The sequence below is a fragment of the Paracoccus marinaquae genome (genome assembly GCF_018860165.1).
Lineage (GTDB): Bacteria > Pseudomonadota > Alphaproteobacteria > Rhodobacterales > Rhodobacteraceae > Paracoccus > Paracoccus marinaquae.
On the sequence record NZ_JAHKNG010000005.1, the window covers coordinates 84809 to 101089 of the forward strand.

15 protein-coding genes are annotated in these 16281 nt (G+C 68.1%); 8 read left to right on the plus strand and 7 right to left on the minus strand.

The genetic code is table 11. From position 1 onward, the window contains the following. Position 1 precedes the first annotated feature (1 nt). Entirely contained in the window at positions 2–790 is a 789-nt protein-coding gene (gene paaG, locus KNW02_RS04910; protein ID WP_216032214.1) for a 2-(1,2-epoxy-1,2-dihydrophenyl)acetyl-CoA isomerase PaaG, read from the minus strand. 215 nt (positions 791–1005) lie between these two features. Between paaG and KNW02_RS04915 the strand changes: the two genes are divergently transcribed. The 6 genes from KNW02_RS04915 to KNW02_RS04940 all read left to right on the plus strand — a co-directional run bounded on the left by KNW02_RS04915 (position 1006) and on the right by KNW02_RS04940 (position 7470). Then, a complete protein-coding gene (locus tag KNW02_RS04915; RefSeq protein WP_216032154.1) occupies positions 1006–2154 on the plus strand; it encodes an ABC transporter substrate-binding protein in 1149 nt (382 codons plus the stop codon). A 69-nt stretch (positions 2155–2223) separates the two neighbouring features. Then, a complete protein-coding gene (locus tag KNW02_RS04920; RefSeq protein ID WP_216032155.1) occupies positions 2224–3096 on the plus strand; it encodes a branched-chain amino acid ABC transporter permease in 873 nt (290 codons plus the stop codon). Next, positions 3096–4052 carry a branched-chain amino acid ABC transporter permease gene (locus tag KNW02_RS04925; RefSeq protein WP_216032156.1) on the plus strand — a complete coding sequence of 319 codons (957 nt, stop codon included), beginning with the start codon at positions 3096–3098 and terminating at the stop codon, positions 4050–4052. The genes KNW02_RS04920 and KNW02_RS04925 overlap by 1 nt, the downstream gene beginning before the upstream one ends. Further along, positions 4049–4834 (plus strand): ABC transporter ATP-binding protein, encoded by a 786-nt coding sequence (locus KNW02_RS04930; RefSeq protein ID WP_216032157.1) that lies wholly within the window; start codon positions 4049–4051, stop codon positions 4832–4834. Before KNW02_RS04925 ends, KNW02_RS04930 begins: the two co-directional genes overlap by 4 nt. Next, complete coding sequence (locus KNW02_RS04935) at positions 4821–5522, plus strand: ABC transporter ATP-binding protein (RefSeq protein WP_216032158.1); 702 nt, start codon at positions 4821–4823, stop codon at positions 5520–5522. Before KNW02_RS04930 ends, KNW02_RS04935 begins: the two co-directional genes overlap by 14 nt. Position 5523: 1 nt before the next feature. Then, entirely contained in the window at positions 5524–7470 is a 1947-nt protein-coding gene (locus tag KNW02_RS04940; RefSeq protein WP_216032159.1) for a 3-hydroxyacyl-CoA dehydrogenase NAD-binding domain-containing protein, read from the plus strand. A gap of 13 nt (positions 7471–7483) precedes the next feature. Here KNW02_RS04940 and KNW02_RS04945 read toward each other — a convergent pair whose 3' ends face one another. Continuing rightward, on the minus strand, positions 7484–7927 hold the full coding sequence (locus KNW02_RS04945; protein WP_216032160.1) for an Lrp/AsnC family transcriptional regulator: 444 nt from the start codon (positions 7925–7927) through the stop codon (positions 7484–7486). 135 nt (positions 7928–8062) lie between these two features. Between KNW02_RS04945 and KNW02_RS04950 the strand changes: the two genes are divergently transcribed. After that, positions 8063–11494, plus strand: a complete 3432-nt coding sequence (locus KNW02_RS04950; RefSeq protein ID WP_216032161.1) for an indolepyruvate ferredoxin oxidoreductase family protein — start codon at positions 8063–8065, stop codon at positions 11492–11494. A gap of 21 nt (positions 11495–11515) precedes the next feature. Here KNW02_RS04950 and KNW02_RS04955 read toward each other — a convergent pair whose 3' ends face one another. The 5 genes from KNW02_RS04955 to KNW02_RS04975 all read right to left on the minus strand — a co-directional run bounded on the left by KNW02_RS04955 (position 11516) and on the right by KNW02_RS04975 (position 15244). After that, positions 11516–12280: a VOC family protein gene (locus KNW02_RS04955; RefSeq protein ID WP_216032162.1), complete on the minus strand. Its 765-nt coding sequence runs from the start codon at positions 12278–12280 to the stop codon at positions 11516–11518. A gap of 14 nt (positions 12281–12294) precedes the next feature. After that, entirely contained in the window at positions 12295–12705 is a 411-nt protein-coding gene (locus tag KNW02_RS04960; RefSeq protein WP_216032163.1) for a DoxX family protein, read from the minus strand. Positions 12706–12804: 99 nt separating this feature from the next. Next, positions 12805–13710, minus strand: a complete 906-nt coding sequence (locus KNW02_RS04965; RefSeq protein WP_216032164.1) for a LysR family transcriptional regulator — start codon at positions 13708–13710, stop codon at positions 12805–12807. Continuing rightward, positions 13711–14250 (minus strand): NADPH-dependent FMN reductase, encoded by a 540-nt coding sequence (locus KNW02_RS04970; protein ID WP_216032165.1) that lies wholly within the window; start codon positions 14248–14250, stop codon positions 13711–13713. A 52-nt stretch (positions 14251–14302) separates the two neighbouring features. Continuing rightward, on the minus strand, positions 14303–15244 hold the full coding sequence (locus KNW02_RS04975; RefSeq protein ID WP_216032166.1) for a ring-cleaving dioxygenase: 942 nt from the start codon (positions 15242–15244) through the stop codon (positions 14303–14305). An 86-nt stretch (positions 15245–15330) separates the two neighbouring features. Here KNW02_RS04975 and KNW02_RS04980 point away from each other — a divergent pair, with 86 nt between their 5' ends. Further along, entirely contained in the window at positions 15331–16272 is a 942-nt protein-coding gene (locus KNW02_RS04980) for a LysR family transcriptional regulator (protein WP_348524680.1), read from the plus strand. Positions 16273–16281: the final 9 nt, after the last annotated feature.

Here is a 16281-nt window from a genome sequence, read left to right on the forward strand (position 1 = left end):
TTCATCTGCCCTTGAACTCCGGTCTGCGCTTTTCGAAGAAGGCGGTGACGCCCTCGGCATAATCCTCGCTGAAGCCCGCCTCGCGCTGGCAATCGCGCTCGCGGTCCAGATGCGTGTCCAGATCATTGCTGGCGGCCTCCTGGATCAGGCGCTTGGTCAGGCCGAGGCCGAAGGTCGGCCCGGCGGCGAGGCCCTCGGCCAGCGCCGTCGCCTCGGCCAGCAGGGCCTCGTCATCGACCGCCTTCCAGATCAGCCCCCAGGCTGCGGCGGTCTCGGCCGGCAGCGGCTCGGCGGTCATGGTCAGCGCTTTGGCGCGCGGCTCGCCCAGGATGCGGGCCAGGTTCCAGCTGCCGCCCGCATCCGGAATCAGCCCGATCTTCGAGAAGGCCTGCACGAACTTTGCCGATTTCGCCGCCAGAACGATGTCGCAGGCCAGGGCGATATTCGCGCCCGCCCCGGCGGCCACGCCGTTCACCGCGCAGATCACCGGCTTCTGCAACGCGCGAAGCAGCCGCAATGCCGGGTTGTAGTAGGTTCCGATCGTGTGACCGAGATCGGGCCGGGGGCCACCCTTGCGCGGGTCGCGGTCGCCCAGATCCTGCCCGGCGCAGAAGCCGCGGCCGGCCCCGCTCAGCAGCACGGCGCGGACGCCCGCATCCTCATGCGCGCGTTCAAGCTGCGCCCGCAGCGCCAGATGCATCTCTTCGTTGAAGGAATTCAGCTTGTCCGGGCGATTCAGCGTCAATTTCAGAACGCCGCCATCAAGCCGGGCAAGCACGGTATCGGATATCGTCATGTGGTCCTCCCGGCCCCTCTTCCTGCGGGGCTGATGAGAATAGTTGTTGCATAAACCGTCCGGTCGGTCAATGATAAGCGGGAGGATTTTGGAGGAATCACGTCGGCAAGGCGCGAAGATTGCCGCGACTGGTGTCGTGGCCCCGGCGGGTTTCGCCGGCTGCCGGCGGACCGCCACGAATACAGACAAAAATCAGGGGAGGAGAACCGATGATGAAGACCATGACCAGCACCGCTCTGGCCAGCCTCGTCGCGCTTGGCGCGCTGAGCGGGGCGGCGCAGGCCGAGATCCGGCTTGGCGCCAGCGTCTCGGCCAGCGGGCCGGCCGCCTTTCTGGGCGATCCCGAGGCCAAGACCATCGAGATGATGATCGAAGAGATCAATGCCGCCGGCGGGGTCAACGGCGAAGAGATCGCGCTGACGCTCTATGACGACGGCGGCGATCCCAACAAGGCGCGCACCTTCGCCACCCGTCTGGTCGAGGATGACGAGGTGGTGGCGATCATCGGCGGTTCGACCACCGGCACCACCATGTCGATCCTCGACGTGGCCGAGGACGAGGGCATCCCCTTCATTTCGCTGGCGGGGGCGATCTCGATCGTCGATCCGGTGCGCGAATATGTCTTCAAGACCCCGCATACCGACCGTATGGCCTGCCAGAAGATCTTCACCGACATGCAGGCGCAGGGGATCGCCAGCATCGGCATGATCTCGGGCACCGACGGCTTCGGCGCCTCGATGCAGGCTCAGTGCAAGGAGGTCGCGGGCGAATTCGGCATCGAGATCCTCGCCGACGAGACCTATGGCCCGCAGGATGCCGACATGACCCCGCAATTGACGCGGATCCGCGATACCGACGGGGTGCAGGCGGTGCTGAACCCGGGCTTCGGGCAGGGGCCGGCGATCGTGACCCGCAACGTCGCGCAGCTGGGCTTCGAGATCCCGCTCTATCAAAGCCACGGCGTCGCCTCGAACGCCTTCGTCGAACTGGCCGGACTAGATGCGGCCGAGGGCGTCCGCCTGCCGGGCACGGCGCTGCTGATCGGCGACCTGCTGGCCGAGGACGACCCGCAATACAAGGTCGTGAACGATTACATCGCCGCCTATCAGGCGAAATACGACCAGGAACCCTCGACCTTCGCCGGCTATGCCCATGACGCGGTGGCGCTGATGGTGGATGCGATCACCCGCGCCGGCAGCACTGATCCCGCCGCCATCCGCGACGCGATCGAGGCCACCTCGGGGCTGGTCGGCACCACCGGCATCTACACCTTCTCGCCCGAGGATCACCTGGGCCTCGATCTCAGCGCCTTCCGCATGCTGGAGATCACCGGGGAGGGCTGGAAACAGCTCGACTGATCCCGCCTCCGGCCGGGCCTACCATGCCCGGCCGGGTTCCGATCATGCTTCTGACGCCCGGGAACCGCCATGGACGCCCTGCTGCAATTCATCTTTTCCGGCGTGACCGTCGGCGCGGTCTATGCGCTGGTCGCCCTGGGATTCACCATCATCTACAATGCCTCGGACGTGGTGAACTTCGCCCAGGGCGAATTCGTCATGCTGGGCGGCATGATCACCGTCTTTGCCCATCAGGCGGGCCTGCCCCTGCCACTGGCCGCGCTGCTGGCGATCCTTGCCACCGCGGCCATCGGGGTCGCGCTGAACAAGCTGGCGATCGAGCCCGCGCGCGGCGCGCCGGTGGTGTCGCTGATCATCATCACCATCGGCGCCTCGATCCTGATCCGGGGCGCGGCGCAGCTGATCTTTGACAAGCAGCTGCACCGTTTTCCCGCCTTTTCGGGGGACGACCCGATCCGGGTGATGGGCGCGACCATCCTGCCGCAAAGCCTCTGGGTGATCGGGGGCGCGCTGGTCGTCTTTTTCGGGCTTTGGCTGTTCTTCACCAGGACCCTGACCGGCAAGGCGGTGCTGGCCACCGCCAACAACCGCGTCGCCGCGCAGCTTGTGGGGATCAATACCAGCTGGGTCATGACGCTGTCCTTCGGCCTGTCGGCGGCCATCGGCGCGCTGGCCGGGGTTCTGGTCACGCCGATCACGCTGGTCGCCTATGATGTCGGCGTCGGTCTGGCCCTGAAGGGCTTTGCCGCCGCCATGCTGGGCGGGATGGGCAATCCCAAGGGGGCGCTGGTCGGCGGGCTGGCCCTCGGCCTGCTCGAGGCGATGACGGCCGGCTATCTCAGTTCGCAATACAAGGACGCGGTTGCCTTCATCGTCATCCTCGCGGTGCTGTTCGTCATGCCGCAGGGCATCTTCGGCAAGAAATCGACGGAGCGGGTCTGATGGAGGCGCGCAGGAAATGGATCCAGCTTGCGGTGCTGGCGGCCCTGATCGCCGTGCTGCCGTTCTTCTTCCCCTCGGGCTATTACTATCGCGTCGGCGCGCTGATCTTCGTCAACGGCTTGTCGGTCATCGGGCTGGTGATCCTGATCGGCTATGCCGGCCAGATCAGCCTCGGCCATGCCGGCTTCGCCGGGATCGGCGCCTATGCCTGCGCGCTTGGGCCGCAGCATCTGGGCCTGCATCCGGGGCTGGCGCTGATCCTCGGCGCGGTCATCTCGGGGCTTCTGGCGCTGCTGATCGGGCGGCCGATCCTGCGCCTGAAGGGCTATTATCTTGCCGTCGCCACGCTGGGCTTCGGCATCCTCGTCTCGATGCTGCTGACCAATGAGCGCGCCCTGACCGGCGGGCCGGACGGCATCTCGGTCGAGGATCTGGGCCTGCGGGCGCTGTTGCGCGATCTTGGCTGGCGCATCTCGGGCGGCGAGTTCTGGTATGGCGCAAGCGGCATCGCGCTGCTGGTCGGGGCGTGGCTGGCGCTGAACCTGTTCGACAGCCCGACCGGGCGTGCGATGCGGTCGCTGCACGGCTCGGAAGTGGCAGCCTCGACCGTGGGCATCGACGTTGCCCGCCAGAAGCTGCGCGCCTTCGTGATCTCGGCCGTCTATGCCTCGGTCGCCGGATCGCTGCTGGCGCTGCAGAACGGCTTTATCACCCCCGATGTCGCGGGCTTCATGCATTCGATCGAGATGGTGACGATGGCGGTTCTGGGCGGGGTCGGCTCGGTCCTCGGGGCGACGCTGGGGGCGGCGATCCTGACCCTGCTGCCGCAGGTGCTGACGGTCTTCGCCGAATACGAACAACTGGTGCTGGGCGCGGTGATGATCCTCGTGATGATCTTCCTGCCGCAGGGGCTGTTGCCCTCGATCGCGCGGCGCCTGCGGGGGAGGGGGGAATGAGCCTTCTGGATGTCAACGGCCTCGGCATCACCTTCGGCGGGCTGAAGGCGGTGAACGATGTCAGCTTCTCGGTCCAGCCGGGCGAGATCGTGTCGGTCATCGGGCCTAACGGTGCCGGCAAGACGACGCTGTTCAACATGATTTCGGGCGTCTATCAGCCCGGCCGCGGGACGGTCGCGCTTGACGGCCGGGACGTGACCGGCATCGCGCCGAACCGGCTGGCCGAGATGGGCCTGTCGCGGACCTTCCAGAATCTGCAGGTCTTTCAGGAAATGACGGTGCTGGAGAATGTCCTGGCCGGATATCACCTGCAGGAACGCGGGCCGGTTCTGGCCGATCTTCTGTCGCTGCCCTCGATGCGCCGCCGCGCGGCCCGGGCACGCGAGGGCGCGCGCGGCCTGCTGGCGCGGGTGCGGCTGGACAAGGCCGAGGGGCAGGAGGCCGGCAGCCTGTCCTACGGCGCGCTGAAGCGGCTCGAGATCGCGCGTGCGCTGGCGCTGCGCCCCAAGATCCTGCTGCTGGACGAACCCGCCGCCGGCTGCAACGCGGTCGAGACCGAGGAAATCGACGCCCTGATCGCGGAACTGGCGGCTGCCGGCATCGCCATCCTGCTGGTCGAGCATGACATGAAGATGGTGATGCGGATCTCGAACCATATCGTCGTGCTGGACCATGGCGAAAAGATCGCCGAGGGCGATCCGGCGACGGTCAGCCGCGACCCGGGTGTCATCGCCGCCTATCTGGGCGCCGAGGAAACGGAGGCCGCCGATGCTGACGGTTGAAAAGCTGCGCTCGCGCTATGGCCGGATCGAGGTTCTGCACGGTGTGGACCTCGAGGTGAATTCGGGCGAGATCGTCACCGTGGTCGGGGCCAATGGCGCCGGCAAGACGACCCTGCTGAAATGCCTGTCGGGCACGCAGCCGGTCAGCGACGGGCAGATCAGCTTTCGCGGCGAAAGCTTTGCCGCGGTCCCCGCGCATCGCCGCCTGCAGCGCGGTCTGGCCCAGTCCCCCGAGGGGCGGCAGATCTTCACCAATCTGAGCGTCGAGGAAAACCTGCGGCTGGGCGCGTTCCTGTTCACCGACGAGCGCGTGGATCAGGACATGGCCGAGGCCTTTGCCATGTTCCCGGTGCTGAAGGAAAAGCGCCATCTTGCAGCCGGCGGGCTGTCGGGCGGCCAGCAGCAGATGCTGGCGATCGCGCGGGCGCTGATGGGCCGGCCCTCCTGCCTGCTGCTGGACGAGCCCTCGATGGGACTGGCGCCGCTGCTGGTCGCCCAGATCTTCGAGGTGGTGCAGGATCTCAAGCGGCGCGGGGTCACGGTCCTGCTGGTCGAACAGAATGCCTTCGGGGCCTTGAAGATTGCCGACCGGGGCTATGTGATGGAAACCGGGCGGATCACCATGTCGGGACCGGCCGCCGAACTGATCGCGGATCCGCGCATCCGCGAAGCCTATCTGGGATTGTGACATGAGCCATGACGCCGAATTTCTGACAGTCCACCGCGATGGCGGGATCGCGGTGGTGACGCTGGACAACCCTCCGGTCAACGCGCTGTCGGCAGGGGTGCGCAAGGCGCTGTGGGACGCCGTTGACCGGCTGGACGCCGACAGGGACATTCGCGCCGTGGTGCTGATCTGTGCCGGCCGTACCTTCATCGCCGGGGCGGATGTGCGCGAATTCGGCCAGCCGCCGGTGCCGCCGCATCTGCCGGATCTGGTCGATCACATCGAGGCGGCGGCCAAGCCGTGGATCGCCGCGATCCATGGCAGCGCCCTTGGCGGCGGGTTCGAGATCGCCATGGGCTGCCGTTTCCGCGTCGCCCTGAGCAGCGCCCGGGTCGGCCTGCCCGAAGTGAATCTGGGGATCGTGCCGGGGGCCTCGGGCACGGTGCGCACGCCGCGTCTGGGCGGTGCCGCGGCGGCGGTCGAACTGGCGACCTCGGGCCGTCCGTGGTCGGCGGGCAAGGCGCAGAAGGCGGGGCTGATCGATACCGTTCTTGAGGACGACCTGCTGGCGGGGGCCGTGGCCTTCGCCCGCGCCGCGCTGGACCGGCCCTTGCCGCCGCCGACCTCGCAGCGCGAGGTCGGGCCGATGGATGACGGCTTCTGGGACGAGGCCCGCAAGACCGCCGCGAGGCAGGGTCATCAGGCACCGCTGCGGGCGCTGGACTGTATCCGTTTTGCCACCGAAGCCCCCTTTGCCGAGGCCATGGCGTACGAGCGCGAGACATTCCTTGAACTGCGCGCCTCGGACGAGGCGGCGGCCCTGCGCCATGTGTTCTTCGCCGAGCGCGCAGCACCTCGCCCGGCCTGGCTGGAGGGGGTGACGGCGCTGCCGATGCGCAAAGTCGGGGTGATCGGTGGCGGCACCATGGGCGCGGGCATCGCCGCCGCCTGCCGCATGGCCGGGCTGCCGGTGGTGCTGATCGAGCGCGACGGCGAGGCGCTGGCCCGTGGCGTGGCAAATATCGACCAGACCTTCGCCGGCGCGGTCAGCCGCGGCAAGCTGACCGACGCGGCGCGGGCCGATCTGCTGGCCGGCGTGACCGGCAGCACGGATTACGCGGCGCTGGCCGATTGCGATCTGGTCATCGAGGCGGTGTTCGAGGAGATCGGCGTCAAGCGGGAGGTCTTTGCCAAACTGGGGCAGGTCTGCCGCGAGGATGCGGTGCTGGCGACCAACACCTCTTACCTCGATCCGCGCGCGATCGTCGCGGGGATGCCGCATGGCCGGCGCTTCATCGGGCTGCATTTCTTCAGCCCGGCCCATGTCATGAAGCTTCTGGAAATCGTGCCGACGCCCGAAACCTCGGATGAGGTTCTGGCGACGGCCTTTGCGCTGGCCCGGACCCTGGGCAAGATCCCGGTGCGGGCCGGCATCTGCGAGGGCTTCATCGGCAACCGCATCTTCAAGCGCTATCGCGCCGAGGCCGAGGCGCTGCTGCGGCAGGGCGTGGCGCTTGCCGATGTCGACGCGGCGATGCGCGGGTTCGGGTTCAGGATGGGACCGTTCGAAGCCCAGGATCTGAGCGGGCTGGACATCGCCTTCCTGCAGCGCGAGGGCGCGCGGGCGGCGGGTCAGGTGATCCCCGACACGCTGAGCGACATTCTGGTGCGTGCCGGGCGCAAGGGCCAGAAGACCGGCGGCGGCTGGTACGACTATCCCGCCGAAAGCCGCAGGCCGCAGGTGTCGCGGGCGACCGCCGAACTGCTGGCCCCGCATGTCGCGGCGCCGCAGGCCATGACCGTCGAGGCGATCGCGGCGCATCTGGTCGGCGCCATGGCTGACGAGGGGCGCGACATCCTTGCCGACGGCATCGCCGCCAGCGCCGCCGATATCGATCTGGTCGAGATCCACGGCTATGGCTTTCCGCGCTGGAAGGGCGGGCCGATGTTCTTCGCCGGCATCCGCTAGGCGCGGCGCCGGCTCAGTCCTTGATCGTGCGCAGCACCAGATTGGTCTGGGCGCTGGCGACGGCCGGAATCGAGAACAGGAAATCCTCGAGAAAGCGGTTATAGGCGTCCAGATCGGGGCAGAGGACATGCAGGTGATAGTCCGAGGCCCCGGTCGTCGCATAGCAGGCGCGGACCTCGTCCTTGGTGCGGATCTGCCGGATGAACTCGCGGACCAGCGCCTGATCGTGCCGGGTCAGGTGGACATGGACGATCGCCCGGAACCCCAGCCCGAGCGCCGCCTCGTCCAGATCGACGGTATAGCGCCGGATCGCGCCGCGCTCCTCAAGCGCGCGCACCCGGCGCCAGCATGACGAGGCGGACAGGCCCACCCGCTCGGCCAGATCGGCATTCGAAATCCGGCTGTCCTGACGCAGCGTGGCGAGAATCCTGCGGTCGGCATCGTCCTGAATCGGCATGATGTTCCGTTCTGATGACAGGTTTCGGTCAGAATATCCAGATATCAACATTCAGGCCATGACCTTGGTCAGATTTTTCGGAAAATTCGGGATAGACTGTCTGTCAGCCACTGCCTTTGGAGGAGGGAGCAGCCGATGACGCGCCATGAATCCGGATTCGACACCTATCAGTTGAACGACCGTTACGACCGGACCGAGGGGCGCGTCTTTCTGACCGGCACCCAGGCGCTGGTGCGGATCATGCTGGATCAGGCGCGCCGCGACCGTGCGGCGGGGCGGAACACGGCCGGTTTCGTGTCGGGCTATCGCGGCTCGCCCCTTGGCGGGCTGGATCAGGAATTGTGGCGGATCGGCGCGCGGCTGAAAGAGGATCGCATCGACTTCCTGCCCGCCGTCAACGAGGATCTGGGCGCGACCGCTGTTCTGGGCGCCCAGCAGGCGGTTCTGGCCTCGGATTGCCGGGTCGAGGGGGTCTTTTCCATGTGGTATGGCAAGGGGCCGGGCGTTGACCGCTCGGGCGACGCGCTGAAACATGGCAATGCCTATGGCAGCTCGCCCAAGGGCGGGGTTCTGGTCGTGGCGGGCGACGATCATGGCTGCGTGTCCTCGTCCATGCCGCATCAGTCGGACGTGGCCTTCATGGCCTGGTTCATGCCGACCCTGAATCCGGCCTCGATCCGCGAATACCTGGAATTCGGCGAATACGGCCTTGCCCTGTCGCGCTTTTCCGGCACCTGGGTCGGCTTCAAGGCGATTTCCGAGACGGTCGAGGCCGGCCAGTCGGTCGAGCTGCCGCGCGACCGGGTGTTTCTGCAGCCCGATTTCACCGGCCCGCCGGGCGGCATCCATGTCCGCCTGTCCGACCTGCCCAGCCCCGAGATCGAGACCCGGATCGAACACAAGCTGCGCGCGGTCGAGGCCTTCGTCGAGGCGAACCCGATCGACCGGCGCATCTATGACCTGCCCGAGGCGAAGTTCGGCATCGTCACCACCGGCAAGGCGCATCTCGACACGATGGAGGCGCTGCGCCTGCTGGGGCTGGACGAGGCGGCCTGTCGCCGCCTGGGCATCGACATCTACAAGGTCGGCATGGTCTGGCCGCTGGCGCGCCGCGATGCGCTGGCCTTCGTCACCGGCAAGGAAGAGGTGCTGGTGGTCGAGGAAAAGCGCGGCATCATCGAAAGCCAGTTCAAGGAATATTTCTATGACTGGCCGGGCGCCAAGCCTAAGAAGATGGTCGGCAAGCACCGCGCCGCGGGGGATCCGCTGCTGCCCTGGACCGGCGAGATGAACCCGCTGATGCTGGTCCCGGTCCTGGCCGATCGCCTGCATGCCTTCTTTCCCGCCGAGGGGCTGACCGAAAAGGCCCGCGGGCTGACCGAGACGCCGCCGCCGATCCTGCAACTGCCGGGTGCTGCGCGGACGCCATGGTTCTGTTCGGGCTGCCCGCACAATACATCGACCCGCCTGCCCGAGGGCAGCCAGGCCGCCAGCGGCATCGGCTGCCATGTCATGGCCGGCTGGATGGATCGCGACACGCTGGGCTATGCGCAGATGGGCGGCGAGGGGGTGACCCTGGCCGTGGCCCAGCACTGGAACGGCGGCAGGCACATGTTCCAGAATCTGGGCGAGGGGACCTGGTATCACTCGGGCTCGCTGGCGATCCGGCAGGCGGTCGCGGCGCGGGCCAACATCACCTACAAGATCCTCTATAACGACGCGGTGGCGATGACCGGCGGCCAGCCCGTCGACGGGCCGGTCAGCGTCGCCGGCATCGCCCAGGCCTGCCGGGCCGAGGGGGTGGTCAGGATCGCGCTGGTCAGCGATCAGCCGAAGAAATTCGATCTGGCCGATTTCCCGGCCGGCACGACGCTGCATGACCGCGCCGCTCTGGATACGGTTCAACGGGAATTGCGCGATATCAAGGGCGTGACCGTCCTGATCTATGAACAGACCTGCGCCACCGAAAAGCGCCGCCGCCGCAAGCGCGGCAGGATCGAGGATCCGCCGAAATTCGCCTTCATCAACGAGCTTGTCTGCGAGGGCTGCGGCGATTGCTCGATCGAATCCAACTGCCTTAGCGTCGAGCCGGTCGAAACCCCGCTCGGGCGCAAGCGCCGGATCAACCTGTCCAGCTGCAACAAGGATTTTTCCTGCCTGAACGGGTTCTGCCCCAGCTTCGTCACCATCGAGGGCGGGCGGCGGCGCAAGCCGGAACCCGCCGGGCTGGATATCGCCGCGCTGCGTTCGGCCCTGCCGGCGCCTCCGCTGGCCGATCTGTCGCAACCTTTCGACCTGCTGGTGGCGGGCGTGGGCGGCACCGGCGTCGTCACCGTCAGCGCGCTGATCACCATGGCCGCGCATATCGAAGGCAAGGGGTCCAGCGTGCTGGACTTCACCGGCTTCGCGCAGAAATTCGGCACCGTCCTGGGTTATGTCCGGATCGGTCGAAGCCCCGAGGCGATCAATCAGGTCCGCATCCAGCCCGGCCATGCCGATGCGGTGATCGGCTGCGACGCGGTGGTCTGTTCATCGCCCAAGGCCTCGGTTCATTACCGCAAGGGCACGCAGGTCGTGCTGAACCGGGCCGAGATGCCGACCGGCGATCTGGTGCTGCATCGCGATGCCGATCTGAAGATCGCGGATCGCGAGGCGATGATCCGCGGCGCCGTCGGCGATGACGCCGTGACCGGGTTCGACGCCAATCTCGCCGCCGAACGGCTGATGGGGGACGCGGTCTTCGCCAATATCATGATGCTGGGCGCGGCCTTCCAGCGCGGGCTGGTTCCGGTCAGCGAGACGGCGATGAAACAGGCGATCCTGCTCAACGGCGTGGCGGTCGAGAAGAATGCCGCAGCCTTCGATCTGGGCCGGGTCCTGGCCGCCGACGCGCAGCTTCTGGCCCCGCATCTGGCCGATCCGGCCCCGGCCGCGCCGCAGACACTCGAGGATCTGATCCGCCACCGGGCCGGGTTCCTGACCGGCTATCAGGACGCGGCCTATGCGCGGCGCTATACCGACCGCATCGCCCGATTCCGCGCGGCTTTGCCCGCTGATGCCGGCGAGGCAGCAATCGAGGCAGCAATCGAGGCGGCGGCGAAATCGCTGTTCCGGCTGATGGCCTACAAGGACGAATACGAAGTCGGGCGCCTGTTCACCGAGGCCGGGTTCGAGGCCCGGGTCGCCGAGCAGTTCGAGGGCGACTATCGCATCGGCTATCATCTGGCCCCGCCGCTGCTTCCGGCCGGGACGGATGCCCGCGGCCGACCGCGCAAGCGGCGCTTTGGCCCGTGGATGCGAACCGGGATGCGCCTTCTGGCCCGGATGAGGCATCTGCGCGGCTCTCGCTGGGACATCTTCGCCCGATCGGCGGATCGCAAGCTGGATCACGACCTGCTGGCCTGGTACGAGGCGATCCTCGATCATGTCGAGCGCCGCTTTGATCCGGCTGCGCGCGATGATGCGATGCGGCTGCTGCGGGCGCCGCAGGAGATCCGGGGCTATGGTCCGGTGCGGCATGAGGCAGCCGACCGGATCCGCCGGCAGGTGGCGCCGCTGCTGGGCTGAGGCCGGCGTTTCGGGGCGCGATCAGATCAGCCGGAAACGCGTGCCCCAGGGGTCGCTCAGCGCGGTTCCGGCGGCATCGGGCGCGCGCAGCACCACCTCGGCCAGCCCGGTCATGTGCGGGTCGCGCGGCCCGGCGCCGCGGCTGTTCCAGACATTGCCGGCAAGGTGGTGGTGATAGCCGTTCCAGCCATACCAGCCGCCGCCCGGCCCCTCGAAGGTCCGGGTGAGGCCCAGATCGCCGGCAAGGAACCCGTCCGCCGCCTCCAGATCGCCGACCTGCAGATGCACATGGCCGACGCGGCTGCCCTCGGGCGCACCCTGCCAGTCGCCGGGCGAGGCGTCGGACAGGCCCTGCAGGTCCAGCCGGCGGGTGAACATCTCGATCCGGTCGCCCTGCCGATTCCAAGCGCTGTCGGGCCGGTCCCAATAGACCTCGATGCCGTTGCCTTCGGGATCGTCCAGATAGATGGCCTCGCTGACGCCGTGATCGCTGGCGCCGGTCAGGCGGGGGCTGCTGTCGGCGACATGGCGCAGCCAGCGGCCCAGATCGGCGCGTTCGGGCAGCAGGAAGGCGGTGTGGAACAGCCCGGCCTGACGCGGATCGCGGGGCGTGGCTGCGGGATCGGCGCGCAGTTCCAGCAGCACCTGCGCGCCCGCGCCCAGGCGCCGGGTCGCCCTATCGCCGCCAAGCGGATGCAGGCCAAGCGCGGTTTCATAGAAGGCCGCCATGCCCGGCAGATCGCGCACGGTCAGGGCAACGTGGTCGATGGATCGTTCGGTGGTCATGGCGTCCTCCGGGGTCAGGTGCGGCTCAGCGCGGCGGTGCCGCCGCCGATCATCGCCTGCACGATCAGCGCCAGCGTCCAGAAGGCAGGATATTCCCATCCGCCGCCCGCATTCGAGAAGAAAAAGCCGTTGGCGCCATGGCTGAAGATGATCGTGCCCAGCATCACCGGCACCAGTGCCAGCGCCACGAGACGGGTCTGCCAGCCGACGATCAGGGCGATTCCGCCCAGAAGTTCGGCGGCGATGACCAGATAGGCCAGAACACCGGGCAGTCCGATCGAGTCGAAGAACTGCGCGGTGCCGGCAGGGGTGAAGACGAAAAGTTTCAGCCCGGCATGGGCCAGAAACAGCACCCCGAGGGTCACGCGCAGGATCAGCGCGGCGGCATCGGGGGCGTTCAGTCGTTGATTGATCCGGGTCAGCATGGGTCGTTCCTTTGCATCTGTTCTCTGCCGACGCATATGAACCTTGCTGGAAGGAATGATAATCCGGCGAATTGGAAGATCATTTGTGCCATTATGGAATCAATCGCTCCAGTCGTGATCCGGGCCCCAGCGGTCGCGCAGGTGATCCAGCAGGATCCGCAGGCGCGAGGGCATGTGCCGGCCGGCCGGGGTCAGCGCATGGACGCCCGAGTCACCGGCGCGGAATGCCGGCAGCAGTTCCACCAGCCGCCCGGCCCGGACCGCGCGGGCCGAGATGAAGTCGGGAACGCGGGTCACGCCCAGCCCGGCCTCGGCGGCAATGACGCAGGCTTCGGCATTCGAGAACCGCAGCCGGCCGGGCAGGGGCAGGGTGAAGATCTGGCCGCCCTCGGCGCGGAACTCCCAGTCGTCGGGGCGGGTGAAATTCGTGTCGGTCACGATCGCATGGCCGGCCAGATCCTCCGGCACCCGTGGCGTGCCGCGCCGCGCCAGGTAGGCGGGGGCGGCGACGATCCGGCTGCGCACCATGCCCAGCTTGCGCGCCTTCAGCGCCGAATCGCGCGGCTGGCCCACGCGGATGGCGGCGTCGAAGCCGTGTTCGGCCAGCCCCATCACGCTGTCGGTGAACTGCACGTCCAGCGCGATGCCCGGATGGGCCTGCGCGAAATCCGCCAGCGCCGGCATCAGCTGCGTGGTGCCAAAGCTCAGCGGCGCGGTCAGGCGCAGCTGGCCGCGCGGGTTCTGCCCGGCCTCGCGCAGGCTGTCATCCAGATCGTCCAGCGCCTCCAGAATGGCGGTGATGCGGGTGAAATAGGCCTCGCCCTCGGGCGTCGGGGCCAGCGCGCGGGTGGTGCGGTTCAGCAGCCGCACCCCCAGATGCGCCTCGAGCTTCGAGACCAGCTTCGAGGCCTGCCCGGGCGAGGTGCCAAGCTGCGCCGCCGCCGCCGAGAACCCGCCCAGCCGGACGACCTGTGCGAACATGCGGTCGGCGGCAAGGCGGTCCATTCACACGGTCGCGGCGAATCCGGCGACGAATTCGGCCAGCCGCTTGCGGGTGTCGTCATCAGTCAGGTTGCCGTCCCTGTCGAACAGGTCGCCCGCCCTCGGGATCAGCAGCCGCCCCTCCCACCAGGGGCGGGTGTTCAGCGTTCGCAGCACTTGCAACCAGTGCGTCTGCGCCTGCGCGGTGCCGAAATGGCCGGGCGAGGTGCCGGTCAGCGCGACCGGCTTGCCCTTCCACAGCTTCAGCCCCTCGCCGCGCGACATCCAGTCGATGGCGTTCTTGAACACGCCCGGAATGCCGTTGTTGTATTCCGGCGTGACCAGCAGCAGCCCGTCCGCCGCCGCCATCTGCCGGTTCAGTTCGGCCACGGCCGGCGGCGTGCCATTGGCGGCCTCGTCATCGCCATCATAGAGGGGCACCCCGGCGATCGAGCCGATGACGATCTCGACCCCGTCGGGCGCGACCTCGCGCGCCGCGCGCAAGAGGCCCGCATTATAGGATGCGCGGCGCAGGCTGCCGCTGAGGCCGAGGATGGTGGTCATGCTGCTCTCCCTGTCTATGGCCGGGGGCGGGCGCCGCCCCCGGAATGCCGGATCAGTCCAGCGGTTTCAGCCCCGCTTCGATCTGCGCCCGCCGACCCTCGAGGAAGGGCGGCAGCGACAGGCCTTCGCCCATGGTCTCGCGCGGCTCGTCCACGTCGAAGCCCGGATCGTCGGTGGCGATCTCGAACAGATTGCCCGCCGGTTCGCGGAAGTAAAGCGACCGGAAGTAATAACGCTCGACCTCGCCGGAATTGGGCAGGCGGAACTGTTGCAGCCGCTGGGCCCATTCGGTCAGTTCCGGCTTGCCGGGCACGCGGAAGGCGACGTGATGGACCGCGCCCGCGCCCTGCTGCGCGATGGGCAGGCCGGGCTGGACGGCGACATGCAGTTCCGCCGCGGCGCCGCCTTCGCCCATCTCGTAGACATGGACCTGGCCTTCGCCGTCGGGGCTGGCATAGTCGCGGACCTTGCGCATGTTCATCACCCGCGTCAGCACCGCCTCGGTCGGGCCGAGATCGGGAACCGAGATGGTGATCGGGCCGAGACCGCGGATCTGGTGCCCGGCCGGGACCGGGCTTTTCGCCCAAGGCTCGCCCACCGGCTGCGGGGCCGCGACAAGCCGCAGGCGCTGCCCCTCGGGATCCTCGAGATCGAGGCTGGCGCGGCCGTCCAGCGTGGTGATCCTGCCGGAGGACACGCCCAGATCGGCCAGCCGCCCGGCCCAGTAGTCAAGGCTGTCCTCGGCCACGCGCAGCCCGGTGCGGCTGATCGAACGGGTGCCGCGCCGTTCGTGCCCCACCGGCCAGTCGAAGAAGGTGATGTCGGTGCCGGGCGAGCCGGCGCCATCGGCGAAGAACAGGTGATAGGCCGAGGTGTCGTCCTGGTTCACCGTCTTCTTGACCCGGCGCAGGCCCAGCGTTTCCGTGTAGAAGCGGTTGTTGCCCGGAGCATTGGCGGTGATCGCCGTCAGGTGGTGAATTCCGGTCAGCTGCATGATGCGGCTCCTTTTCCTAGCGTTGAGCGCAATATGGCGCCTTTGCGCCGTTCGGGGCACCCGGTCCCGAGGCAAAGCGGGGTTCGGTGATTGCGAACGGCGGCGCGCGCGCTATTCTTCCCGGCATGGGCTGGACGATCACCGATATCGAGACCTTTCTGGCGGTGCTGGATGCGGGCAGCATCTCGGGTGCGGCGGCCCGGTCCGATCTGTCGAAATCCGTGGTCAGCAAGCGGATCAGCGATTTCGAGGCGGCGCTTGGCGTGCCGCTGTTCAGCCGCCATGCCGGCCGTATCGCGGCCACCGACAACGCCCATGCGCTGGCCGAGCGGCTGCGCCCGGCGCTGGCCGAACTGGTGGCGGCGACCGAAAGCCTGGGCGGCCCCGAGATCGGGCTGCGCGGCCGGCTGGCGGTTGCCGCGCCGATGAGCTTTGGCATCCGCCATCTGGGACCGGTCATCGCCGGCTTCGCCCGCGCCCATCCGGGGCTGGAGATCGTGCTGGACTATGACGACCAGCTGACCGACCTGGGCCGCACGGGTTTCGATGTCGCCCTGCGGATCGGGCATCTGAAGGACAGCAACCTGATGGCGCGGCGGCTGTGCGAGGATCCGCACACGCTGGTCGCAAGCCCCGATTATCTGGCCATGCACGGGCAAATCGCCTCGCCCGCCGACTTGGGTGGCCATGAGGTGATCGGCTATCTGAACGCCCGGCTGGGCGAGACCTGGCCCTTCGGCCCCGGCATCGCCGCGCCGCGTCCGGGCCGCGTCACCGCGAATAATGGCGAGGCGATGCGCGATCTGGCCATCGGCGGGTTGGGGCTGGCGCTGCTGCCGCTGTTCATCGTCCATGACGCGCTGCGCGACGGGCGGCTGGTGCGGTTGCTGCCCGACCTGCCGCAGCGGGCGCTGCCGGTCAGCGTGGTCTGGCCGCCGATCCGGCCGATGCCGCGCAAGACTCGCCTGTTCGTCGACCATGTCGCCAATGCCTTCGCCGAACAACCACCCTGGCAGGCGGGGATGTAGCTCCGCGCG